Raw genomic sequence first — 22,538 nt, forward strand, 5'->3', positions numbered from 1 at the left:
TATGAATAAGCTGGACGTTTTAGCAAAAGTGGAATTATTAAATGGTGAAACTTTATCATATCGGAAGCGAGAAGGCGGCGATGAACTTGTTCTATTAGTTCATGGCAATATGACAAGTTCGAAGCATTGGGATTTACTGATGGAATCAATGGATGAGCGATTCACAATTTATGCGGTAGATATGCGCGGCTTTGGCAAATCCACGTACAATAAACGAATTACATCGATCAAAGACTTCAGCGGTGATATTAAGCTTTTCGTTGATGCGCTTGAGTTAAAGGATTTTACGATTATTGGCTGGTCGACAGGCGGTAATGTGGCGATGCAGTTTTGTGCAGATTACCCGGGCTACAGTAAAAAGCTCGTTTTATTTGCTTCCGGTTCAACACGAGGTTATCCATTTTATAGTTCAAATGCGGAAGGTACGCCGGATCTTACAAAGCGCTTGGCGACAATCGAGCAAATTGAGCAGGACCCTGTCAAAACAATCCCAATGCAGCAAATGTATGACACGAAAAACCGTGAAGGGCTGAAGTTTGTATGGAACAGTGCTATTTATACGCAGAAGCAGCCGGACGAAGCACGCTATGAACAATATGTGGATGACATGCTGACACAGCAGAATTTGGCGGATGTGTACCATGCATTAAATACATTTAATATAAGTGCAGTTGATAATGAAGTCGCAAAGGGAACGAATCAAGTGAAGGATATTCACATTCCGACATTTGTTTTATACGGTGACCGTGATTTTGTAGTGAATGGGGCGATGACAACCGAAATTATCGAGGATTTTGAAGGCCGTGCACAAATTATGAAACTGGCAAACTGCGGACACTCACCGCTAGTCGATTGTTTGGATGAAACGAAAGAAGCAATCGAGGAATTTATCTTATCTTAAAAGGGGTCGGGGCTATATGCGTTTAGAAAATAAAGTAGCAATTATTACAGGTGGTGCGGGCGGTATTGGCCTTGCAGCGGTAAAGCGTTTTTTAGAAGAAGGTGCAAGAGTAGCCATCGTAGACTATGACAAACAACAAGGCGAAAAAATTGAAGCAGAGCTGGGGGAGAATGTCGCTTTCTTTGCAGTTGATGTATCGAAACTGGCTGACGTAAAGGAAATGGTTGAACAAGTTGTTGATCGTTTCGGCAAAATCGATATTTTAATAAATAATGCTGGGATTACCCGTGACGCAACGCTTGTAAAAATGAGTGAGGAGGATTTTGAAAAGGTCATTCAAATTAACTTAAATGGTGTTTACTACTGCACACAAGCAGTAGCTCCTCATATGATCGCACAAGGGTCAGGGAAAATTATCAGTACTTCATCGGTAAGTGGTGTATACGGTAATTTTGGTCAAACAAACTATGCCGCAACAAAAGCGGCCATTATTGGGATGACAAAAACTTGGGCAAAGGAACTCGGACGTAAAGGGATCAATGTAAATGCTGTTGCTCCTGGATTTACCGCAACGCCAATGGTCGAAAAAATGCCGGAAAAAGTGCTCCAGCAAATGGAGGGCATTACAAGTTTGCAGCGATTAGGGAAACCGGAAGATATCGCAAATGCTTATTTATTTCTTGCATCGGATGAAGCAAGTTATATTACAGGTCATGTTCTGCAAGTTGATGGCGGCATTATGATGTAGAAGGTGGGATGGCTAATGCAACAGCTGGACTTTTGGATTGCGAAACGAGCGGGCCAAACACCGGATAAAACGGCTTTAATTCAAATAGAAACAGGTGAGACGTGGACATATAAAGAGCTGATGCAGCATGCGTATGGATGGAGCAGCACTTTTTCCAAACAGCAGTTGCAGCGGGGAGATCGTGTTGTAACGTTGATGGAAAGTTCAATTGAAAGCTTTGCCATTTTAATTGCTTGTCGCTTAAACGAATTGATCTATGTTCCGTTGAATACAAAATTATCTATATCCGAATTACAGGTGGTTTTATCCGATTGCACACCCGCTTTATTAATTACGGATGATACGCATTGTGAACGCGCAATGCAGCTTTCGCCAGCCAAACTTTTAACATGCGGTAGCTCTGAATTAGTTGAGCCTACTACATATAAGTGGCGTGATGAACCTCAGCTTCCATGGATGATTATTTACACCGGGGGAACGACCGGTAAACCAAAAGGTGTTGTCCTGTCATACGAAGCTGTCACTACGAATGCGATGAATACTGTCATTAGCTGGGGGTTAAACGAAAAGGACTGCACGCTGAATTATATGCCCCTTTTTCATACAGGAGGAATTAATGCACTTGCATTGCCGATTTTAATGGCAGGCGGAACAGTAGTAATCGGCCAAAAATTTGATCCGGAAAGAGCAGTTCGGGCCATTAATGAATTTAACACGACAGTTTCATTGTTTGTACCGACAATGTATCAGTCGATTATTGAAACGGAGTATTTTAAACAGTCCAGTTTCCCGACAGTGAAGGTATTTTTATCGGGAGGCGCACCTTGTCCGAAACCTATATATGAATGTTTTAAAAAAAGAGGGCTGTTTTTTAAAGAAGGGTACGGGTTAACTGAAGCAGGTCCGAATAACTTTTATATCGATGCAGAAATAGCGATGAACAAAAAGGGTGCAATCGGAAAAAGTATGCTGTTCAACGAAGTAAAAGTTATCAATAAAGAAGGTCAGCGATGTGCAGAGGGGGAAGTTGGCGAACTTTGCTTAAAAGGCAGCCATGTTTTTACGCACTACTGGAAAAATGAAGAGGCCACAACCGAGACATTTGAGGATGGCTGGTTAAAGACAGGTGACTTAGCGAAGTTTGATGAAGACGGCGATTATTATATTGTCGGACGGAAAAAGGAAATGATTATAACGGGCGGAGAAAATGTATATCCGCAAGAAGTCGAACAATGTTTAATCGCCCATGAAGCCGTGCAGGAAGTTTCGGTTATAGGTATTCCAAATGAAAAATGGGGCGAATGTGTTGTAGCGTTTGTAATTTCTGAACATCCCTCCGAACAAATTCAATCGAAGCTTTTAAAGTACTGTAAAGAACATCTCGCCAATTACAAAGTACCGAAGCAAATCTACTTTCTGCAGGAACTTCCGAAAACCGTCGTTGGTAAAATTGATAAAAAGCAGCTAATGAATTGTGTATTAATAACGGAATAGAAAGTGTATGCACCCGATAGTTAAAAGACCAAAATGTTGGAAATTGGACATTTTGGTCTTTTGTATTGAATTGATTTACCGGAAAGTTTATATGAAGTTCATATAGCTCCTTTATAATGCAGAAGTGTTAAAAAGGAGGATATCGATGAATAAGTTTTTAAATCCAATTACAGATTGGGTATCAACAAAGCGCGGTGCCTGGATTACCCTCATTGTCTGGCTAGTATTGATGATTGGCTTAAGCGCCGGTCCGATGCTAAGTGAATATAAAGTGACAAACTTCCAATCACTTCCGGATGATGCACAATCAATTATCGCTGAAAATAAATTAAGCGAATACTTCCCGAATGATGAAGGAACACCAGGTATATTGGTTTTCCATAATGAAAACGGGGAAATTAATGTCGACAGCGTAAAAGAAATTTTAAACGCAATAATTGCGGAAAATATTGAAGGTGTTGACCAAATAGTTGACATTGCGAACTTGCCGCCACAAGCTTTAGCAGGATTCACGTCGGAAGATAAAACGACTATGATCGTGCCAATGACGCTGGAGCAAGGTCTTGGAAATTCGGAATATGCGGAAATTAATGATTTTGCATCTGAAATCGGAAATGAAGCAGCTGAAAAAACAGGAGATACACAGTTCTATATTACTGGTCCAGCAGGGATTGCCGGCGATACAGTAAAACTGTTTGAACAAGCAGACTTACAGTTATTATTCGCGACAATCGGGATTATTTTAGTATTATTAATCATTATTTACCGTTCTCCGCTTTTAGCGATTATTCCATTACTGGCAACGGTTATTGTTTATCAAGTAGTAAATCAGTCAGTTGCTTTAATGGGGGCAGCTGGTTTAGAAATTAATAACTCTACAACATCGATTATGAGTATCTTATTATTTGCTGCAGTAATCGATTACTCATTATTCGTGTTCTCGCGTTACCGCGAAGAATTGAACCATTACGAAAACAAATATGAAGCAATGAAATATGCGATGCGTGCAACTGGCGAGCCGGTATTCTTTGCGGGCGGAACAGTATTGGCGGCAATGCTTGTGCTATTCTTCGCAGACTTCCGTGACTACCAAAACTTCGCACCAATCTTTGGTACAGCAGTATTTGTTATTATGCTAGGTTCAATTACATTAGTTCCAGCGTTATTTGCCTTATTTGGCCGTAAAGCATTCTGGCCAAAAGTACCGAAATTCGGTGAAACAAAGGAAGTAAAGCATGGAATTTGGGGAGCAATTGCCAAGTTTGTTGTAAACAAACCTTATTTATCAGGCGGATTAGTCCTGATTTTCATGATTATTACTTCATTGAATGTGTTCAATTTAGATTATGAATTTGATACGGTAAAATCTTTCCCTGAAGAATTGCCGTCACGTGTCGGCTATGAAATCGTCGAGTCGCGCTTTGATAAAGGGGAACTTGCACCGACTTCATTATTAGTAGAAAGTAAACAAACATTAACTGAACAGCAAAAGCAAGATTTAACGGAAGCTTTATTAGCCGAAGATGAGATTGCGTCTGTTCGTTCATCAGCCGTTTCGGAAGACGAAACAAAACTGAAATTATCAATGGCTTTTGATTTAAATCCATATGATCCGGAAGCGATCGATAAGCTTGAAGAAATGCGTAAAAACAGCGCGGAATATTTAGCAGCAGCCGGAATTGACGGGGAGCTGCACTTTGCGGGAACAACAGCTAAACTGCTGGATGAACGTAATGTAAACAACGATGATATTATTAAGATTGTAGTTTTAGAAACAATTTTAATTCTAGTACTATTATTTGTCCTTACGAAGTCTTGGAAAATGCCGATTTACATGATGGCAACAATTTTAGTGTCGTATTTATCGGCATTGGGATTAGGGTTATTCTTAGTTGATGTATTATTTGGCTACGATGCAATCAGTACACGTGTACCTGTCTATGCATTTATATTCCTGGTTGCGCTGGGTATCGACTACAATATTATTTTAGTGTCCCGATTCCTTGAAGAGCGCAAACGTACAACAGTGAAACAGGCGCTGGAAATTGCTATCCGTAATACAGGCGGCGTTATTTCGTCAGCAGGTATAATACTCGCAGCAACTTTCGCGGCATTAATGACAATGCCGATTGCCGATCTATTCGTATTCGGCTTTATCGTTGCAGTAGGTATTCTTATTGATACATTCCTAGTACGTGGTATGTTATTACCGATGTTGATATTAACATTTGAAAAAGACAAGAAGTAATGGTTAGATGAAGAGACATCGAGTAATTCGATGTCTCTTTTTATGGATAGAATGAGAGTAAATATACATGAAATAGAACTTCAATTATTAAAGGCGGTGATTCAATGCGGATATTAGTTGTAGATGATGATGCATTTATACGGAAACTAATCGGCATCCATTTGAAAAAAGAGGGGTTCGAAGCGCTGTTTGCGAGTGATGGCATGGAAGCGTTAAATATATTGCAGCAAGAGCCGGTCGATTTGGCGATTGTCGATGTAATGATGCCGAAAATGGATGGCATAAGCTTGACGAAAAATCTCGCTGAAATCGGTGTACCTGTATTGATGCTAACTGCCAAAACGACACTCGATGATAAGGAAAGAGGATTTTTGGCAGGGGCGGATGACTATATGGTGAAGCCATTCGAACCGAAAGAATTGTTGTTTAGAGTGCGCGCGATTTTACGGCGCTTTCAAAAGGTTGAACGAAGTCAAATAAAGATTGCCAATATGCTCATTGACCGGCAAACGTATGAAGTAAAAGTAGGAGAGCAAGTATCATTATTGCCTTTAAAAGAGTTTGAGCTATTAGGCATTTTATGTTCCAGACCGGAAGTCGTATTTACACGAGACCAGCTAATGGAACAAGTATGGGGTTATGATTATGACGGGGATGATTTTACACTGACAACACATATTAAGCGTCTGCGCAGCAGGTTGGAAGAAGTGAATGCACAGGTGAAAATTCAAACCGTACGCGGAATCGGCTATAAAATAGAGGAATTAAAATGAAAACATTATACAGGCAATATATTATCGTGACATTGGCTGTAATTATTATAAGTATTACGATGTCGATGTTGTTAATCGGACAAATATATAAATCGCAAATACGACCTGATACAGATGCCAAAAATTATGGGGTAGCCCAGGAAGTACAGCAAATTTTAAAATCAATGCCTAAAGAAAGTGCAGATGCCTACTTTGAGTCCATTGCAAAGCTTGGCTACCAAATAGGGGTTATTTATCCTGATGGTAATTTAATTTCATATGGAAGTGAGTTTAAAAAAACAAAGCTCACGCCTGAGATGGTAGGCATCGTCGGTACGGATGAAGTGTATCACGGCATTCGGGATTATAACGGATCTTCCTACTTTATGAATCATTTCGCGAATGATATTCGAAATACAATCGGTGTGTCGTTTCAACTTAATGATGAAAGCTATGCATTTTTTATTCGTCAGGAAAATGCCACACTGTTTTCTGAAATGCATTTGTTGATCGTTAGTTTCATTATTATTACTGCTTTAGTTATATTATTGACGATGATTTTGCTTGCCCGTCAGCTTGTAAGGCCATTAAAACAATTGCAGCAGGCGACAAAGCAAATCGCTCTTGAAAATTATGATATCCAATTAACGATTGACCGTAATGATGAGCTAGGTCAGCTTGCAACACAGTTTCAAAAGATGGCCAATCGCCTTGCAGAAAATGATCAGATTAAGAAAGACTTCATCAATAATGTATCGCACGACTTTCAATCGCCGTTGCTCAACATTCAAGGCTACGCAAATGTACTTAAGGACGCTGACAATACGGAAGAAGAACGTGTGCAATATTTGGAGATTATTGAGCTGGAAACGAAGCGTCTTTCGGCATTGACAAAGCAACTGCTTTTACTAAGCTCGCTTGACCAGAAGAATTTACCGGTTGAAAAAAAGACTTATTCGTTAGATAAACAGTTGAAAGAACGGCTGTTTTCAAAGCGATGGAAACTGGACGATAAGCAGATGGAGCTTGTATACGAGCTGGAACAGGTTGAAGTTTTTGCTGATGAACAGTTAATGGAGCAAGTTTGGGATAATTTGCTGTCAAATGCCATTCGCTACAGTGAGGATAAAGGGAAAATTATAGTAACATGCAGTAAAAAAGACAATCAGATTTTTGTAACGATAAAAGATAACGGGATCGGTATTCCTGAACAATCACTTGAAAAGGTGAAAGAACGATTTTACCGGGTTGACCCTTCACGCTCGAGTCAAAGCAGCGGGTTAGGTTTGGCGATTGTAACAGAAATCGTTAACCGGCATGCGGGCCAGTTTACTATTGATAGTGAGCTTGGAAAGGGAACTAAAGTGACTGTTGTTTTAAATGTGCATTAATAGAAGAAGGGCGCGTTAAAAGTGGAATGAAACTTTTAACGCGCTCGTTTTATTATTGAAGTTCTTTTAATGCAGATAGGGCTTCAATTGCACCGACTTTTTCGCATACTTTTGATGCAGCACGGTTGGCAAATTCGATAACGGTTACCCATTCATTAAACGAGAGATTTGTGTCTTTAAATTTACTTAACTGATACAAAACGGCACCGACAAAAGCATCACCTGCACCGGTTGTATCGATGGAGTTTACGGGAAATGCAGGAACGGTTGTAATTTGCCCGTTTTGAATAAGCATTGTACCGGAAGCGCCTTGTGTAATGGCGATTGTCTTTTCATTAAACTTTGTAAGCCATTCGATTGCCTGTTCGAAGTTTTCTGTCCTTGCGAATAGTAACAGTTCCTCATCACTCATCTTAATGAAATTTGCTGCTTCAACGAAAGGTTCGCATTTATGAATGAATAAATCAGAATCACCCTTCCATAAGTCTGCCCGGTAGTTTGGATCAAATGAAATAAAATGGTTTTGCAGGTGCAAAGTTTGCATTAACTGTTCGTAAGTTTTACTGAAAGGTTCGCTTAAAAGGGCAGTAGCAGAGCCGAAATGAATCAAATTCATTGTCATGAGTTGTTGCAGATCCAAATCTTCAACACTGAGCAACTTGTCGGCACCACGATTAAAGATAAAATCCCGCTCACCATCTTTCTGTCTTGAAACAAAGGCCAAAGTAGTGGGTGCAGACGGATCCATTATCAAGTGATCTGTATGAACACCTGCTTGCTCCAACGTTTGTTTTAAAAAGTGACCAAATGCATCTTCGCCCACTTTTCCGCAAAAATGAGCCTGTCCTCCAAGCATCGCAATAGTTGCTGCTACATTTGCCGGAGCACCGCCTGCCTGTTTTTCAAACATTTTCGCTTCTATAATGGATACTTCCGTATGAGTTGTAAAAAAATCGATGAGCAATTCGCCAATGCAAAGAATTTTTTTCATAGCCGTCCTCCAAATATATGTGTTTCACTAAATATTGGCATAAAATTACTAGAATTAAAAATATTTACCCTATGAGTTAATAAAAAGTACAATAAAAAACGTGAGTACATTACTCACGCTTTATCTACTAATTGTAATTTCAACTTTCAGAAGGTGGATTTATCTTATAAAATTCTGGGGGAATGTTATAGAGGAAAATGTGACACCTTTTTGAAAATATGAAATTGCACCTTATATATCGAGAATGAATGATTAACTTACCAAATCATATCTGTTAAGATGAATAACAGGGTAGGGCAAAGTAAGCAGCCTAATCCTGTGTAGAAAGTAGCTGTAACGGCGCCATACGGGACCAATCGTACATCCGTTGCAGCTAATCCTCCCGTAACACCGGAAGTAGTACCCATTAAACCACCGTAAACCATTGCTGTTAATGGATTGTTTAAACCAATGAATCGTGCAATAAACGGTGTACCTACCATTACTAATACCGATTTTACTAACCCTGCTGCAATACTGATTGCAATAACTTCTGAACTTGCACCTAATGCAGCTCCCGTTACTGGACCAACAATATAAGTAACTGTTCCTGCACCGATTGTAGCAAGACTTACAGCATCTGTATAACCAAAAATAAGTGCAAAAATAATACCAACTACAAACGATAATCCTACACCGATAAACAGTGATGAAATCCCGCGTATACCTGCTTTTTTAATTTCGTCAAAGTTTGCTCCGAATGATGTAGCTACAATAGCGAAGTCACGAAGCATACTGCCACCTAAAAGACCGATTCCAGCAAAAATTGAAATATCAGCTAAACCTTTTGTACCGTCACTATAAACTCCTCCGAAGTAAGCTAATACTAATCCGAGAACAATCGCAATAGCCGAGCCATGAATAAGCCCCTTCGTTAATTTATTTGAAATCAAGTAAGCGACATACATAGTAATTCCGACAATAACGAATCCGGTAATTAAACCATTAGATTCTAGTGCAGTTTTTAGAGCTTCCCACATATTAGTTTACCTCCCCTGTTGCTGGGTGATTTTTATTGAACTCAATGGCAGATTCTTTCGCCTTTTTCCCACTTAACAATGGAACAACTAACCAACTAATAAGAACAACTGCAATTCCTGCAATGATCGCTAGAGGACCTCCAGTTAATGCACCTAATACATTTTGACTCGCTGCCATTGCGATAACGATCGGGATATACATTGCATTCCAGAAAGCTAAGCCACTTTGAGCAGGCAGACTGATTTTCCCATTCTTCTGTAATTTATCAACGACTACGATTAATAGTAACATCGCAATACCTACGCCACCCACATTTGAATCAATCCCCATTAAAGTTCCGATTAATTCACCACAGAACATCCCGAATAAGAAACATCCAGCTAAAATGGCAACACCATATATAACCATAACTACACCCCTTTGATTGTTTAGAACAGTCGACTGTATTCTGAATATAGAATAAACAATAATATATACATAATCAAGAAAAATATTATTTTTTTTAGAGAAAAGTAGATAATACGATTGAAATTTATGTTTTAAAGATATATTATGGATTGTATACAGTCGACCAAGTTCTTATAGAAGGAGAAGGTTTAATTGAATTATTTTGAAAGAGCATTGGACAATGCTTTATCGATTAGAATCGCCAATAACTTGCTCGAACAAGTATTAAATGGTGAGTTAAGACCGGGAGATCAAGTCGTTGAATCGATATATGCAGAACAATATGAAACGAGCCGCTCTCCTGTAAGAGAAGCAATATATTTATTAGCTACAGAAGGAATTATTGAACGTGTACCTCGAAAAGGGGCGTTCATTAAGGGCTACACATTGGATGATATGAAAGATTTACTGGATGTGCGAAACCATTTGGAAATGCTGGCAGCCGAACGTATAGAAAATCCTAGTAAAGAAAAAGGCACACTGAAAGAAATGAAAGCCGTCCTAACGAAGATGACAAAAACGAAAAGCTATACAGAATATACGCACTTAAACTATCAATTTCACTTTCTCATATTCAAATTAAGTAATAGCCTAGTGCTAAATGATATGTACAGTAAAATAGCACTTCCGTTACTTCGAATTCAAGTAATCCATTTTTCTAATAATGAAATTATCGAAAAATCGATTATAGAACATACAAGTATTTACGAATGCTTAAAGAATGATGACTTGGATCAGCTGAAGTCCATTTTAAGAAAGCATACAGAAGATGTAATTTTCAGTGTCCGGAATAAGCAATTATAAAGCAAAGGGAGAGGAAGTTAACGATGAAACAGGCATGGCTTTTTCCGGGACAAGGTTCGCAATATGGCGGGTTTTTAGAGTCACTTCCTACACACCCTACTATTAAAGAAACTTTAGATGAAGCTTCGGATGTTTTAAAAACGGATATTAAGCTGCTTGCAACAGCAGAAAAATTAAAGAGCACAAAAAACGTCCAGATTACAATGCTGGCAGCCGGTGTTGCAACAGCGCGCACCTTTCTAAATGAAGGTGCAAAACCAGATTATTTGGCAGGTCACTCGGTAGGTGCATTTGCCGCCGCGGTGACGAGCGAGGTACTAACATTCAATGATGCCCTGAATTTAGTTTCGCTTCGTGGGGAACTGATGGAATCTTTACAGGATGAGGCGTATGGAATGGCGGTTGTTGTAGGATTGCCTGAATCAACTCTTATAGAAATTACACAGAAATTCCATACGGATGAAAAACCGGTCTATGTATCCAATCGTAATGCACCGCAGCAATTGACTTTATCGGGTCATAAGGAAGCAATGCAAAACGTATTGGACTACGTGTCAGGAAAAGGGGCAAGTTCAGCAAAGATGCTGAATGTTTCTACACCATCCCATTGTCCATTGTTTTTACCGGTTCAGGATCGATTGGCAAAGGAGATGGAGAACATAACGCTCCAAAGGCCGAAATTTCCGTTGATTTCAAACCGAAATGCACGAGTACTTCGCCAGTCTTCCCGTATCGTTCAGGATTTGGCTGAAAGTATTGCTTTACCCGTCAGATGGCATGATGCAACTTCAATTTTATTTGAAAACGGAGTACGTCAGTTTATTGAAATGTCGCCAGGGGATGTGTTAAAAAAACTTGCCAAAAATGCATTTCAAGAGGCGGATAGTTACAGTGTCGAAAAGGAAGGATTTAATAATTGTCTATATTTAGCAAAAAATGAAGGGGTGTAAATATGGTATTAATTCAACAGCAACGTTCTTGGTCAACAAGGTTGGAAGGAAAGAAAAAGAGATTGGCGGAAGTGGAGCATCTAGTAAACGGTGTAACAATTCCTACAGAGAAAATTGTAGATGTTCTTGAGTTGCTTATTAAACCGGGGGATCGGGTTGTTCTTGAAGGTAACAATCAAAAGCAGGCGTCATTTTTATCACAAGCTCTAGTAAAGGTCGATCCTGAGCGTGTACATGATTTACATATGATTATGTCCAGTGTGTCGCGTCCGGAACATTTAGATATTTTTGAGGAAGGTATCGCTAAGAAAATTGACTTAAGTTTTGCGGGACCTCAAAGTTTACGTATCGCACAAATGATAGAAGATGGCCGATTAATTTTAGGGGATCTGCACACATATGTTGAGCTTTATGGAAGATTGTTTATCGATTTAATTCCGAATGTAGCGTTAGTTGCAGCTGATAAAGCAGACCGTTTCGGAAACTTATATACGGGACCAAATACGGAAGAAACACCGACAATTGTAGAAGCAGCAGCTTTCCGTGATGGAATTGTCATTGCTCAAGTAAATGAAATTGTAGATGAACTGCCACGTGTCGATATTCCGGGTTCTTGGGTCGATTTCATCGTTGAAGCGGATGAACCGTATGAGCTTGAGCCGTTATTTACACGTGACCCGCGTCATATTACAGATATTCAGATTTTACAGGCGATGATGTGTATTCGCGGTATTTATGAAAAACACGGCGTTCAATCATTAAATCATGGGATTGGTTTTAATACAGCTGCAATCGAGCTGCTATTACCTTCATATGGTGAGCAATTAGGCTTGAAGGGGAAAATATGCAAAAACTGGGTTCTTAATCCGCACCCGACACTAATTCCAGCGATTGAAACTGGCTGGGTAGAAAGTGTCCACTGTTTTGGCGGTGAACTAGGGATGGAAAAATATGTGCAGGCACGTCGCGATATTTTCTTCACAGGTAAAGATGGCAGTCTTCGTTCAAATCGTACGTTGGCACAGCTTGCAGGTCAGTATGCAGTTGACTTATTTATCGGATCGACGTTGCAAATGGATGCATATGGAAATTCTTCGACGGTAACAAAAGGGCGCGTTGCAGGTTATGGTGGTGCACCGAATATGGGACATGATCCGGGCGGACGCCGTCACTCAACAGAAGCTTGGTATAACATGATGACGAGTCAGGATGAATTGGCTCGCGGGAAAAAGCTAGTTGTGCAAGTAGCTGAAACATTCCAGGATGCCAACACACCAGTCTTCGTTGAACGTTTAGATGCAATTGATGTAAAGAAACAGGCGAATCTGGCAGTCGCACCGGTCATGATTTATGCCGAAGATGTTACACATGTTGTGACAGAAGAAGGGATTGCCTACCTGTATAAAACAGATAGCCCGGCAGAACGAAGAGAAATGATTGCTTCCATTGCAGGGGTAACACCATTAGGGATGGAAAATGATGTGAAGCGTACAAAATCACTTCGCGAGCGCGGTTTAGTGGCAATGCCGGAAGACTTAAATATTTTACGCGGTGAAGCGAATCGTTCATTGTTGGCAGCAAAAAATATTGATGAGCTTGTTCAATGGTCTGGCGGTTTATATGAGCCACCATCGAAATTCAAAAGTTGGTAAGGAGCTGAAGGGATGAAACAGCATGTGATTTGTAAACGGATTGCTGATGAGGCTGTTGCAGCATTGATCGAAGAAGTTCAATTAACACCAAAGCCTGGTTTAGTAGATACAGAAAATAATGGTGCGCATCATGATTTATCTTTAACAAAAATGCAGAATTCAGCACATTCATTGCACAATACGTTTTATCAAATGGCAATGCTGAGTTTCAACCGACAGCCAACAGTAGAAATAAGGGAACAATTTGGCGCAATTGGACGGAATGGCGAAAAGGAAATGTTTGCGGTTACTGAAAATAGTAATACGCATAAAGGGGCGATCTGGTCGATTGGTTTACTCTGCTCCGCAATAGCAAGAAGACAGGGCAAGGTACTCTTTCCGCAAGTATTTAATGATGCTGCAGAACTGGCCAATCTTCCGGATCAATATATTCCAAAGTCCAAAACGAATGGGATCAAAGTAAAAGAGAATTATGGGATTCCAGGTGCCAGAGAAGAAGCGCAGCAGGCATTTCCGCATATCCAAAAGTATAGTTTGCCAGCGTTTTTACAGGCGGCTCAGAAGATGTCGCTAAGAGATGCGAAACTTACTACATTATTAGTATTAATCGCAAATTTAAACGACACGTGTTTACTTCATCGAGGCGGTCTTGAAGGATTGGAGTTTGCGAAACAGGAAGCGAAGAAACTGCTAACAAGCTTTTCAATTTCAAATATGAAGAAACTAGATGAGTTGTATATTAAGCACTGGTTATCTCCAGGGGGATCGGCTGATTTGTTTGCGGCCACATTATTCGTAATTAATATGTCAGATAAACTGAAAAGGGGTGCAAAGCATGGAAAAGTTGAATTACACGTTTCAGGCAAATCGTCCGGTTACTAAGCAAGCGCATATCGGGGTTGTAGGATCGGGGGATTTAGAAATACTGATCCAGCCAATCGAAGGCTCGGAAACAAAAGTAGAAGTTCGTACAGGAATTACGGGTTATGCTGAAACTTGGCAAAAAGTAGTGGAGCGTTTTGTTTCTCAGCAGGATATATTGGCTTCAATCAAGATTAATGATTTCGGTGCAACACCAGGTGTCGTATCGATACGACTTGCACAGGCAGCGGAGGTGGTTTTCGGTGAATAATTCTATTACATTACCTGTAAGTATAGTAGAAAGTAAAGCAAGAGAACGTGCACTTTTACTATTAGATGAAGGAACAGCACATGAAATATTAGGTCCGTTCGACTTTTTTGAATCACCTCATTTGGAAGCACAAAACATCGTGCCGCAAAGTGATGACGGAATGATTATAATGCAAGGGACAATTCGAGGTCGTCGTTCATTAGTTATTTCAATAGAAGGAAGTTTCCAAGGCGGGGGAATCGGTGAAGTTTCCGGTGCAAAATTTGCAGGTGCTTTAGAGCGTGCATTTGTGTCATGTGAAGCAGGGGAACTGATCTATCCGGTCATCATTTACGATACAGGCGGTGTTCGTCTGCAAGAAGCGAACTACGGGTTGCTTTCAATTGCTGAAATTAGTTCTGCAATTGTTGCATTGAAAAAATATGTACCTGTAATCGGTATTATTCCGGGGAAAGTCGGTTCTTTCGGAGGAATGTCGCTAACAGCTGGTCTTTGTTCCGCTTTAATCATGACACGAGAAGGGCGACTTGGCATGAATGGCCCTGAAGTAGTTCAGCAGGAAGCGGGTATCCAAGAGCTAAATGCAAAACAAAAGCCGTTTATCTGGAAAATGATTGGTGGATCAATGCGCTACAATTCGAATTTAGTGGATGCCATCGTTGAAGATGATGTTGTCAATTACTTAGATGCGCTGGAAGACTTATGGACAAAAAACAACTTCAAACACAGAACAACTGAGTACGATACATTTTTAAATATGCTGAATCATTTGCAGTTTGAACAGAAAATCGGTACTGATGAAGCCCAGGAGATTTTAAGTAACCGATCTGAATTGGCAACTGCAGATTCAAAGGTTGCAGACGGGGAAAACTCAAGCAGAGGCCGAACGTGGTTTAATGCATTTACAAATAACGCACCATCAATTTCAGAAACGCCATCTGTTTTAGTGGCAGATGCCCATTTAAATGGAGAAAAAGCTCGTTTCATTGCTGTAGTGCCAAACAGTGAAAATAAATTTTACCGTGCCAGCAATGGGGAGTTTGGTCTGCAGGAAGCGTGGACTGTTGCAAAATATGTACGTCAGGCAATTGAAGAAGATAAGGATTCAGCGGATAAAAGATTAATCGTTCCTATTGTCGATGTTCCGGGTCAGGCATTCGGCTATCATGAAGAATTATTCGGCATTTACTTAGCATGTGCAGCAAGTGTTGAAGCGTATGCATATGCACGTCAAAGCGGTCATCCGATCGTCACATGTGTTGTAGGTAAAGCGATTTCAGGAGCATTTTTAGCACACGGCATGCAAGGTAACCGTATTATTTCGCTTGATGATTCAGAAGTGCAAGTACATGTAATGTCCAAAAAATCAGCAGCGCTTGTTACAATGCGTACTGTTGAAGAGTTGGATGAATTCGCAAAATCTGTTCCATCGATGGCGTATGATGTCCATTCATTCCAAACGCTTGGCGCATTACATGAGTTGATCCACGGTATTAACGCAGACGAACCATCTAAAGAACAAGTTCGAAAAGTTCTTCATTCAATTGTAATGGCAAAAGAAGATATAATTCAGTCTGGAGATAGAACGTTAGCAAATCGAATTCAATCAAAAGTAGCGGTTGAAAATGGTCGTAAAGCATCGATTGCTGTACGTGAAAAGATTACACAACAATGGAACTGACTGTACATGATTTAGTGTATTTAAAGTCCATGGATCAAATTGATTACTTCTGTGATTATCCTGTTTGGATGGATGAGGACGAAATGGCTCAAGGTATTGCTGTTGTGAGACGTATGAAAGTAGAGGCTGGGAAAGTTGCGATAGGATTTCGTGGGGATAATCGGTCGAAACGATTTGCAGCGATTACGACGATATCTAATATTAAACGTGTAATTCGACCGTTTGATGTTCTGATAAATCCGTATCCTGCGACGCATGTCCAATCACTTACTTATATTGAAAAGATATTGGACGGTTTTAAATGGGGGATTGGCGGAAGTATTGGTTTTTCAATGGGAACTGGAATCAATGTCTGCCATGAAAACAGTGATATTGACATTATTTTGTACTGTGAAAAGCTACAGGAGCTGGATCAGTTGAAGCCTATTCTCTCAGAGCTGCAGAAAAGTCCCCAACGTGTTGATGTCCAGGTGGAGATTTTAGGCGTTGGGGCGGTTGTTTTAGCTGATTACTTAAACCACTCTTCTTTTATAGTAAGAACGAGTACTGGACCGATTCTGCTTGAAAAAGAGTCATTGATCTATAAGGGATAGCGAATTATATGATCTCTTCCTCATTAAATAACGAACAGTTATTTAATGAGGTTTTTTGTTTGAGCAAATTTGCAGAGTTACTAAAAATAAAGGCCTATATCTTATTGAAGATACAGGCAGTAGGGAAGGGAACTAAATTAGTCCGTTTTTAATCGTGAGTACATATTGATGTCGATAAAATTTCCTTTAGATTTTTCGTATTGCCTAAGAGTTCCTTCAAATGTGAAACTAAGTTTTTGTAAAACCTTGATTGAATTAACATTTGCGGGTTCTACTTTTGCCTCAATTCTATTTAGTTTTAAAGTTCCGAAAGCACAATCCAGTAATGCACTGATACCTTCAGGTGCAAATCCCATGCCCCAATAGGCTTTAGCGATGTCGTAACCAACTTCCGCCTTCGCATTTTCAAAATCTATAGCGTTAAATCCACACGTACCTATTATTTCATTCGAATCCCGTTCAATCATGCTGAAACGAACAGCTTTACCAGCCTGAGCCAAATCCTCAAGCAGTTCGATCATTTCTTTCGCCTGAGTTTCATGTGTAAAGCTGGATATGTTCATGAATTCAGTTACATGTGGATCAGACCATATTTTAAACAAGCTGGGTGAGTCTGAAATTTCCATTCTTCTCAAATACAATCTTTTAGTATTCAGTTCTTTTATCAATTTAATTACCTCCAATATTTTTTAATCAGTTAGATAAAAAATATTGCCATCTGCGCATAGTTCAGTCCCTTCAAGGTTATAGATTTTATATTCAGATGATACCAGGAAAAGGAAAATAAAAAAACACCTACACATAAATTCGTGTAAGTGTCTGTAAGTGTAATGGCTGTATTGCTTATGTAAGCAGCCACATTGCCGTAGTTATTATAGAAAGTTTTAAACCACCACTCCTCAAAGTGGGTGTTCGCAAATGCTATCCTGTCTATCCTGAAGTCAAAAGAGTCCAGGCACGCCATTCCAACATCGATGTAAAACTCCCTGTATAAGTATAAAGGTTAAAACTTAATATTCGTACGTACAACGTAGCCTTATTGTTATCTTATAGTAAGTTAATGTGGAATGCAATAAAGTATGTTTTAAAAAAAAAGTCAAATGATTTGAATGGATATATTGAAGATTTTCAGTAGGATTTATTTCCAAAATAAAAAGCCTTCCTTATTAATCGGAAGCCTTCTGTTATTATTCAGTATGCTGTTGTAAAATGTTTTCCGTTAAAAGTGCTATATCGATGACCGTTTTTTCCGTAACAACATCTGATAAAATTTCGTTGCGGAAATAATCTACAGATATCGGGAGATCTATCAATAATAACTTACTAAGTGCTGTTTCATACATATGAACAAACTCTTTGTCTGTATTCCCGCGCTTCAGCTCTGCAAAAGACTCGTAAAACTGATCCAGCTTGTCAGCAAATTCAAGCAGTCGTCCTTCAATTGTCTCGTCTTTGCCTTCTTTCATACGGTCAAAAAATACATCCTGTAAGTCATGTGGAATTTCTTCCCGAATAAATTTCTCCATCATTTTCTCTTCGACATGTGAAAGCATTTGCTTTAGTTCAACACTTGCATGTTTGACAGGTGTTTTAATATCCCCGATAAACACTTCGGCAAAGTCATGATTAATCGTTTTTTCGTATAGCGATTTCCAGTCAATCTGACTGCCTGCACGTTCCTCCAGTGTTGCGAAGAACATCGCGTACTGGGAAACTTTCCATGAGTGCGCTGCCACATTATGTTCTTCAAATTTAAAGCGACCCGGACAGCGGATGATGCGCTCTAAATCATTTAGACTTGTAAAAAATGTATGAATACCTATAATAATCACTCCTTTTAGCTTATATCATCAGTGTACTATTAGTTATACCCGAAAAATGTTTTTTTAAAAGTGTTTAACCAAAATTTAACGCAGCGTTTACATTAGGCATTATGATTTCTAATAATGAAAAACCTACAAAAGACTTGGTCCATTATCTAATAAAAGTTGGATTATCCAATATAGTATGTAGAATTTTTTAAATGTCTCCTCGCACTTCGATTATGTAATTCCGAAGTGCCAATAACAGGCGCCTAATTTTTAATAAGTAAAAAAGTGTTCTAATATTCTCTGTCTGTCGCAGCCATACCTGAATTTAAAAACAGAAAGGACGCTCACAATTTGCGTGAGCGTCCTTTCTGTTTTTTAAAACTAAACCTGGACGTCAATCATTTGTCCTTTATAAGGGTGGGGTGCTGGAGTTGCTTGCGGTTGGGGCATAGCATCAATCATTTGAACAGCAGTCGCCGCACCGGTATTCATTGCCTTGTCTAAAATACTCATTTGCACAGTTTGCTGTAGTGATGCTAGCTGAGCTGACATAATGGCGTTTAATTCCATAGTTATCCCTCCTTGTCATTTATCCCGCATTAACGGGTAGTAATTTATTCGCCTTGAAAGCGAAGCGGCAGAGGTAAGGCTCCCGCCTCTAGATTTAAGCAGTGCGAAAAGAAATAGGCGGGAGATCAACTACCCGTAAAAGCCCGAATGGTTCGGGCCAACACGATGTTGGTCACACAAGTGTTGTCACAGGATGTGACGATTTTAACTTGTGTTCCTTCTAACTCAGTGGGATTGAGAAAAATCCTACTGTTTGAAGTTTCACTTTATATCGTCAAAATTGAAAGAATTATTAAAGGAACAAGGGGATTTGTAATAAGTCTGAAAACGAATTCCCAATTATTATTCGTTCTTATCCTGTCACTCCGCAAAAAAATGGTAAATCTATGTATAAATCGCTTCAAATTTAGTAATAATTATCCAAAAGCTCTGCAATGTGCTTGTAATGGAGGGTTCATATCCGCGTCATCGTGTTGCAATGTATTTGCTGTAAGGTTAATAGCAGAGTCGAAATAACCTAAATTTATTTGGAAAATATGGAGGGACAGAAATTTGACAAAGAAAAAATTAATGGCAGTTCTATTGGCAGGAGTATTCGCTACAGGGGGGCTATTTGCATCTCAAGCTTCTGCAGATACTTATACGATCCAACCTGAAGATACACTTTATAAAATAAGTAAACAGTTTCAAACATCAGTTGAAGAGATAAAGGAATTGAACAATTTAACGAGTAATACAATTTTTGTTGGTGATACATTAAAAATCGGGGGTCATGATGAGAAAGTATATACGATTGCACCAGGCGATACATTATTTCATATTGCATTAGCTCATGATGCAACAGTTGACCAGCTGCAGAAATGGAACAATATCAATTCGGACTTAATTTATCCGGGTGACTCCATTACAATATCCGGACCTCAACAGGAATACGCCAAGAGTGAAGTGAAAAGCGCGACAGGCGGCACACAGGCAAAAACAACAACAAGTTCAGCCCCTGATACAGGTAGAACGATGACTGTTGAAGCGACAGCGTATACAGCCTATTGTGAGGGATGTTCAGGAACAACGGCAAACGGTACGAATTTACGTGCCAATCCAGATTTAAAAGTAATTGCAGTAGACCCGCGTATCATTCCGTTAGGGACAAAAGTTTGGGTTGAAGGTTATGGAGAAGCCGTTGCTGCTGACACAGGCGGGGCAATTAAAGGCAATAAAATTGATGTATTTATTCCAGACTTAGGTAACGCTTATGAATGGGGCCGCCGTACAGTACAAATAAAAATTTTAGACTAATACGAAAAGAAGCTGCTCAATTTTTGGGTGGCTTTTTGTATATTCAGCCCTATTTATTGAAATACTAGAAGCAAGGAGGGGATAGTGTGCGAGTAATTAGCTTATTCGTATGTGTACTATTATTAAGCGGATGTAATTTATTTCAAAAGGAAACCGTCCCGGTAAGTGCACCAGAAGCATTATCTGCGAAGGCGCAGATGTATGATACAAAGAACAACCTAGTTGGTGAAATCTTATTTAAAGAATCATCTAAAGGAGTCGAACTGACTGCTGTTTTAAATAATTTACCGCCGGGTGATCACGGAATCCACCTGCATGAAGTAGGGAAGTGTGACCCCCCTAGCTTTGAATCGGCAGGAGCTCATTTCAATCCAATGAAAAAGCAGCATGGCGTCGATAATCCAGAGGGCCCGCATTTAGGTGATTTACCGAATATTACTGCCGATGAAGCGGGTAATGTGGAGTTAAATTATGTGACAGCTGATTTTACACTTGAAAAAGGAAAAGAAAATTCGCTGTTTGATGCAGATGGAACTTCTGTTGTCATTCATGAAAAACCGGACGATTATAAAACAGATCCATCAGGAAATTCAGGTGCGCGAATTGTTTGTGGGGTAGTTGAGTAACGGCAAAAAACTAAGAAATGTTTAACACGAAAAATACCATTTCCTCCTAAAGGGAAAAGGTATTTTTTTCTGCTTAAGAGATTTTTTGTGTTAATAATATACAGAATATTTCAATAACATTATATATATTAGAAAAGTAATTTTATTCATTTTTTATGCATTATACGACATGTATTAAAAGCTGAGAGTGATTTTAGAGTTGAAGGCTGTTAGTGAAAAGCATCATTTTATAGCACTTTTATGATTTTTATAGAATATTATAGCTTGCTTAATAATTAGATTTTTAAGATATTAATTGACTTTTGAATATTTGTGTATGTAAAATGAATTCTATAATAAGGTAAAAAGGGGGATAATTTCATGTTCAAATCTAAAAATATGCTTTTCTTATTAGTACTAAGTGCATTTATTTTAGTCCTTGCTGCATGTGGTGGGGATGATGATGCTGAAACATCAACTTCAACTGGTACTGAAACATCTACAGGTACTGACAAAACGGATTCTGGCTCTGAAAAGGCAGATTTCGGAGATGTTAGGTTTTTAAGTATCTTAACAGGTGGTACGCAAGGGACTTACTATCCATTAGGAGGAACATTTGCGGATTTAATTACAACGGATACAGGGGTAAAAACAACTGCTGAGGTATCACAAGCTTCTGCAGCAAACATGACAGCTTTAGCTGCAGGTGACGGTGAAGTTGCGTTCGTTCAAACAGATATCGCTTACTATGCAACTCAAGGAACTTTAATGTTCGAAGGGCAAAAAATTGACTCTGTAGTTGCATTAGGCGCTTTATATCCGGAAACAGTTCAATTAGTAACATTAGCTGATTCAGGCATTAAAACATTTGCAGATTTAAAAGGTAAAAAAGTTTCTGTAGGTGCACCAGGTTCTGGTACTTATGCAAACGCTGAGCAATTATTGGAAATCCACGGATTATCAATTAAAGATGATATTCAAGCACAAAACTTAGACTTCGGTGAATCTACTGACGGTATTCAATCAGGTCAAATTGATGCAGCATTTATTACAGCTGGTTACCCAACTGGTGCTGTTGAAGCTTTAAATGCAACAAATGGGGTGCACATCATTCCAGTTGAAGCAGACAAAGCGGCAGAGTTAATCGAGAAGTACCCGTACTATGCTGTGGATAATATTCCTGCTGGCACATACGGTTTAGAAGCAGAAGTTCCTGCTGTTTCTGTAGGTGCAATGTTAGCAGTAAATAAAGACCTGCCAGAAGATTTAGTGTATGCAATGACAAAAGCAATCTATGATAATACAGATAAAATTGGTCACGCTAAAGGCGAATTTATTAAAGCTGAAACAGGCTTAGACGGAATCGGTATTGACGTACACCCAGGTGCACAAAGATACTTTGATGAAGTGAAGTAATTAGGAAAATCAAAGGGCCTCTGTCGCAAAAATAGC

22 protein-coding genes and 1 other RNA gene are annotated in these 22,538 nt (G+C 39.3%); 16 read left to right on the forward strand and 7 right to left on the reverse strand.

Annotation, left to right across the window (positions count from 1 at the left end; genetic code table 11):
* The first annotated feature begins 1 nt into the window (after position 1).
* From ACQKN3_RS12320 to ACQKN3_RS12345, 6 genes are all read left to right on the forward strand, one after another.
* Entirely contained in the window at positions 2-901 is a 900-nt protein-coding gene (locus tag ACQKN3_RS12320; protein WP_427711820.1) for an alpha/beta fold hydrolase, read from the forward strand.
* A gap of 16 nt (positions 902-917) precedes the next feature.
* Positions 918-1,649: a 3-oxoacyl-ACP reductase FabG gene (gene fabG, locus ACQKN3_RS12325; RefSeq protein WP_427711822.1), complete on the forward strand. Its 732-nt coding sequence runs from the start codon at positions 918-920 to the stop codon at positions 1,647-1,649.
* A gap of 15 nt (positions 1,650-1,664) precedes the next feature.
* The gene (locus tag ACQKN3_RS12330; RefSeq protein WP_427711824.1) at positions 1,665-3,143 is read left to right on the forward strand and encodes a class I adenylate-forming enzyme family protein; all 1,479 of its coding nucleotides are present in this window, start codon (positions 1,665-1,667) and stop codon (positions 3,141-3,143) included.
* A 145-nt stretch (positions 3,144-3,288) separates the two neighbouring features.
* Positions 3,289-5,391 carry an MMPL family transporter gene (locus ACQKN3_RS12335; RefSeq protein ID WP_251690541.1) on the forward strand — a complete coding sequence of 701 codons (2,103 nt, stop codon included), beginning with the start codon at positions 3,289-3,291 and terminating at the stop codon, positions 5,389-5,391.
* A gap of 104 nt (positions 5,392-5,495) precedes the next feature.
* Positions 5,496-6,164 (forward strand): response regulator transcription factor, encoded by a 669-nt coding sequence (locus ACQKN3_RS12340; RefSeq protein ID WP_251690542.1) that lies wholly within the window; start codon positions 5,496-5,498, stop codon positions 6,162-6,164.
* Complete coding sequence (locus tag ACQKN3_RS12345) at positions 6,161-7,534, forward strand: sensor histidine kinase (RefSeq protein ID WP_251690543.1); 1,374 nt, start codon at positions 6,161-6,163, stop codon at positions 7,532-7,534. Before ACQKN3_RS12340 ends, ACQKN3_RS12345 begins: the two co-directional genes overlap by 4 nt.
* A gap of 52 nt (positions 7,535-7,586) precedes the next feature.
* Here ACQKN3_RS12345 and ACQKN3_RS12350 read toward each other — a convergent pair whose 3' ends face one another.
* The 3 genes from ACQKN3_RS12350 to madL form a co-directional block, all read right to left on the reverse strand.
* Positions 7,587-8,525, reverse strand: a complete 939-nt coding sequence (locus tag ACQKN3_RS12350) for a carbohydrate kinase family protein (RefSeq protein WP_427711827.1) — start codon at positions 8,523-8,525, stop codon at positions 7,587-7,589.
* 257 nt (positions 8,526-8,782) lie between these two features.
* Positions 8,783-9,544 carry a malonate transporter subunit MadM gene (gene madM, locus ACQKN3_RS12355; protein ID WP_251690545.1) on the reverse strand — a complete coding sequence of 254 codons (762 nt, stop codon included), beginning with the start codon at positions 9,542-9,544 and terminating at the stop codon, positions 8,783-8,785.
* 1 nt (position 9,545) lies between these two features.
* Positions 9,546-9,953, reverse strand: a complete 408-nt coding sequence (gene madL, locus ACQKN3_RS12360) for a malonate transporter subunit MadL (protein WP_427711829.1) — start codon at positions 9,951-9,953, stop codon at positions 9,546-9,548.
* 192 nt (positions 9,954-10,145) lie between these two features.
* Here madL and ACQKN3_RS12365 point away from each other — a divergent pair, with 192 nt between their 5' ends.
* From ACQKN3_RS12365 to ACQKN3_RS12395, 7 genes are read left to right on the forward strand one after another with little or no spacing between them, the layout of a single operon-like run.
* The gene (locus ACQKN3_RS12365; protein ID WP_251690547.1) at positions 10,146-10,796 is read left to right on the forward strand and encodes a GntR family transcriptional regulator; all 651 of its coding nucleotides are present in this window, start codon (positions 10,146-10,148) and stop codon (positions 10,794-10,796) included.
* Between the two features lie 23 nt (positions 10,797-10,819).
* Positions 10,820-11,746: an ACP S-malonyltransferase gene (locus tag ACQKN3_RS12370; protein WP_427711832.1), complete on the forward strand. Its 927-nt coding sequence runs from the start codon at positions 10,820-10,822 to the stop codon at positions 11,744-11,746.
* A gap of 2 nt (positions 11,747-11,748) precedes the next feature.
* On the forward strand, positions 11,749-13,398 hold the full coding sequence (gene mdcA, locus ACQKN3_RS12375; RefSeq protein WP_079523869.1) for a malonate decarboxylase subunit alpha: 1,650 nt from the start codon (positions 11,749-11,751) through the stop codon (positions 13,396-13,398).
* 12 nt (positions 13,399-13,410) lie between these two features.
* Positions 13,411-14,280 (forward strand): triphosphoribosyl-dephospho-CoA synthase, encoded by an 870-nt coding sequence (locus tag ACQKN3_RS12380; RefSeq protein WP_427711834.1) that lies wholly within the window; start codon positions 13,411-13,413, stop codon positions 14,278-14,280.
* A complete protein-coding gene (locus tag ACQKN3_RS12385) occupies positions 14,234-14,530 on the forward strand; it encodes a malonate decarboxylase subunit delta (protein WP_079523867.1) in 297 nt (98 codons plus the stop codon). The genes ACQKN3_RS12380 and ACQKN3_RS12385 overlap by 47 nt, the downstream gene beginning before the upstream one ends.
* Positions 14,523-16,211, forward strand: coding sequence for a biotin-independent malonate decarboxylase subunit beta (locus ACQKN3_RS12390; protein ID WP_427711837.1), 1,689 nt, complete (start codon positions 14,523-14,525; stop codon positions 16,209-16,211). The genes ACQKN3_RS12385 and ACQKN3_RS12390 overlap by 8 nt, the downstream gene beginning before the upstream one ends.
* On the forward strand, positions 16,202-16,804 hold the full coding sequence (locus tag ACQKN3_RS12395; protein WP_427711839.1) for a malonate decarboxylase holo-ACP synthase: 603 nt from the start codon (positions 16,202-16,204) through the stop codon (positions 16,802-16,804). Before ACQKN3_RS12390 ends, ACQKN3_RS12395 begins: the two co-directional genes overlap by 10 nt.
* Positions 16,805-16,941: 137 nt before the next feature.
* On the opposite strand, the gene ACQKN3_RS12400 is transcribed toward ACQKN3_RS12395, so the two are convergent.
* From ACQKN3_RS12400 to ACQKN3_RS12415, 4 genes are all read right to left on the reverse strand, one after another.
* Positions 16,942-17,472 carry a GNAT family N-acetyltransferase gene (locus ACQKN3_RS12400; RefSeq protein ID WP_427711841.1) on the reverse strand — a complete coding sequence of 177 codons (531 nt, stop codon included), beginning with the start codon at positions 17,470-17,472 and terminating at the stop codon, positions 16,942-16,944.
* A gap of 180 nt (positions 17,473-17,652) precedes the next feature.
* A non-coding RNA gene (gene ssrS, locus ACQKN3_RS12405) (6S RNA) lies at positions 17,653-17,844 on the reverse strand.
* A 147-nt stretch (positions 17,845-17,991) separates the two neighbouring features.
* Complete coding sequence (locus ACQKN3_RS12410) at positions 17,992-18,636, reverse strand: YfbR-like 5'-deoxynucleotidase (RefSeq protein ID WP_427711843.1); 645 nt, start codon at positions 18,634-18,636, stop codon at positions 17,992-17,994.
* Between the two features lie 360 nt (positions 18,637-18,996).
* Positions 18,997-19,167 (reverse strand): YjfB family protein, encoded by a 171-nt coding sequence (locus tag ACQKN3_RS12415; RefSeq protein WP_427711845.1) that lies wholly within the window; start codon positions 19,165-19,167, stop codon positions 18,997-18,999.
* Between the two features lie 570 nt (positions 19,168-19,737).
* Here ACQKN3_RS12415 and ACQKN3_RS12420 point away from each other — a divergent pair.
* From ACQKN3_RS12420 to ACQKN3_RS12430, 3 genes are all read left to right on the forward strand, one after another.
* Entirely contained in the window at positions 19,738-20,481 is a 744-nt protein-coding gene (locus ACQKN3_RS12420; protein WP_427711847.1) for a LysM peptidoglycan-binding domain-containing protein, read from the forward strand.
* Positions 20,482-20,567: 86 nt separating this feature from the next.
* Complete coding sequence (locus ACQKN3_RS12425) at positions 20,568-21,107, forward strand: superoxide dismutase family protein (RefSeq protein WP_427711849.1); 540 nt, start codon at positions 20,568-20,570, stop codon at positions 21,105-21,107.
* A 360-nt stretch (positions 21,108-21,467) separates the two neighbouring features.
* On the forward strand, positions 21,468-22,502 hold the full coding sequence (locus ACQKN3_RS12430) for a TAXI family TRAP transporter solute-binding subunit (protein WP_251690559.1): 1,035 nt from the start codon (positions 21,468-21,470) through the stop codon (positions 22,500-22,502).
* The last annotated feature ends 36 nt before the right edge of the window (positions 22,503-22,538 follow it).

This window comes from Solibacillus sp. NPDC093137 (genome assembly GCF_050280445.1).
Taxonomy (GTDB): Bacteria; Bacillota; Bacilli; order Bacillales_A; family Planococcaceae; genus Solibacillus; species Solibacillus isronensis_B.

Bases quoted from the DNA above. Each gene is read 5' to 3' on its own strand.
- ACQKN3_RS12320 (WP_427711820.1), top strand. From the start codon at position 2: ATGAATAAGCTGGACGTTTTAGCAAAAGTGGAATTATTAAATGGTGAA.
- fabG (WP_427711822.1), top strand. From the start codon at position 918: ATGCGTTTAGAAAATAAAGTAGCAATTATTACAGGTGGTGCGGGCGGT.
- ACQKN3_RS12330 (WP_427711824.1), top strand. From the start codon at position 1,665: ATGCAACAGCTGGACTTTTGGATTGCGAAACGAGCGGGCCAAACACCG.
- ACQKN3_RS12335 (WP_251690541.1), top strand. From the start codon at position 3,289: ATGAATAAGTTTTTAAATCCAATTACAGATTGGGTATCAACAAAGCGC.
- ACQKN3_RS12340 (WP_251690542.1), top strand. From the start codon at position 5,496: ATGCGGATATTAGTTGTAGATGATGATGCATTTATACGGAAACTAATC.
- ACQKN3_RS12345 (WP_251690543.1), top strand. From the start codon at position 6,161: ATGAAAACATTATACAGGCAATATATTATCGTGACATTGGCTGTAATT.
- ACQKN3_RS12350 (WP_427711827.1), bottom strand. From the start codon at position 8,525: ATGAAAAAAATTCTTTGCATTGGCGAATTGCTCATCGATTTTTTTACA.
- madM (WP_251690545.1), bottom strand. From the start codon at position 9,544: ATGTGGGAAGCTCTAAAAACTGCACTAGAATCTAATGGTTTAATTACC.
- madL (WP_427711829.1), bottom strand. From the start codon at position 9,953: ATGGTTATATATGGTGTTGCCATTTTAGCTGGATGTTTCTTATTCGGG.
- ACQKN3_RS12370 (WP_427711832.1), top strand. From the start codon at position 10,820: ATGAAACAGGCATGGCTTTTTCCGGGACAAGGTTCGCAATATGGCGGG.
- mdcA (WP_079523869.1), top strand. From the start codon at position 11,749: ATGGTATTAATTCAACAGCAACGTTCTTGGTCAACAAGGTTGGAAGGA.
- ACQKN3_RS12380 (WP_427711834.1), top strand. From the start codon at position 13,411: ATGAAACAGCATGTGATTTGTAAACGGATTGCTGATGAGGCTGTTGCA.
- ACQKN3_RS12385 (WP_079523867.1), top strand. From the start codon at position 14,234: ATGGAAAAGTTGAATTACACGTTTCAGGCAAATCGTCCGGTTACTAAG.
- ACQKN3_RS12395 (WP_427711839.1), top strand. From the start codon at position 16,202: ATGGAACTGACTGTACATGATTTAGTGTATTTAAAGTCCATGGATCAA.
- ACQKN3_RS12415 (WP_427711845.1), bottom strand. From the start codon at position 19,167: ATGTCAGCTCAGCTAGCATCACTACAGCAAACTGTGCAAATGAGTATT.
- ACQKN3_RS12430 (WP_251690559.1), top strand. From the start codon at position 21,468: ATGTTCAAATCTAAAAATATGCTTTTCTTATTAGTACTAAGTGCATTT.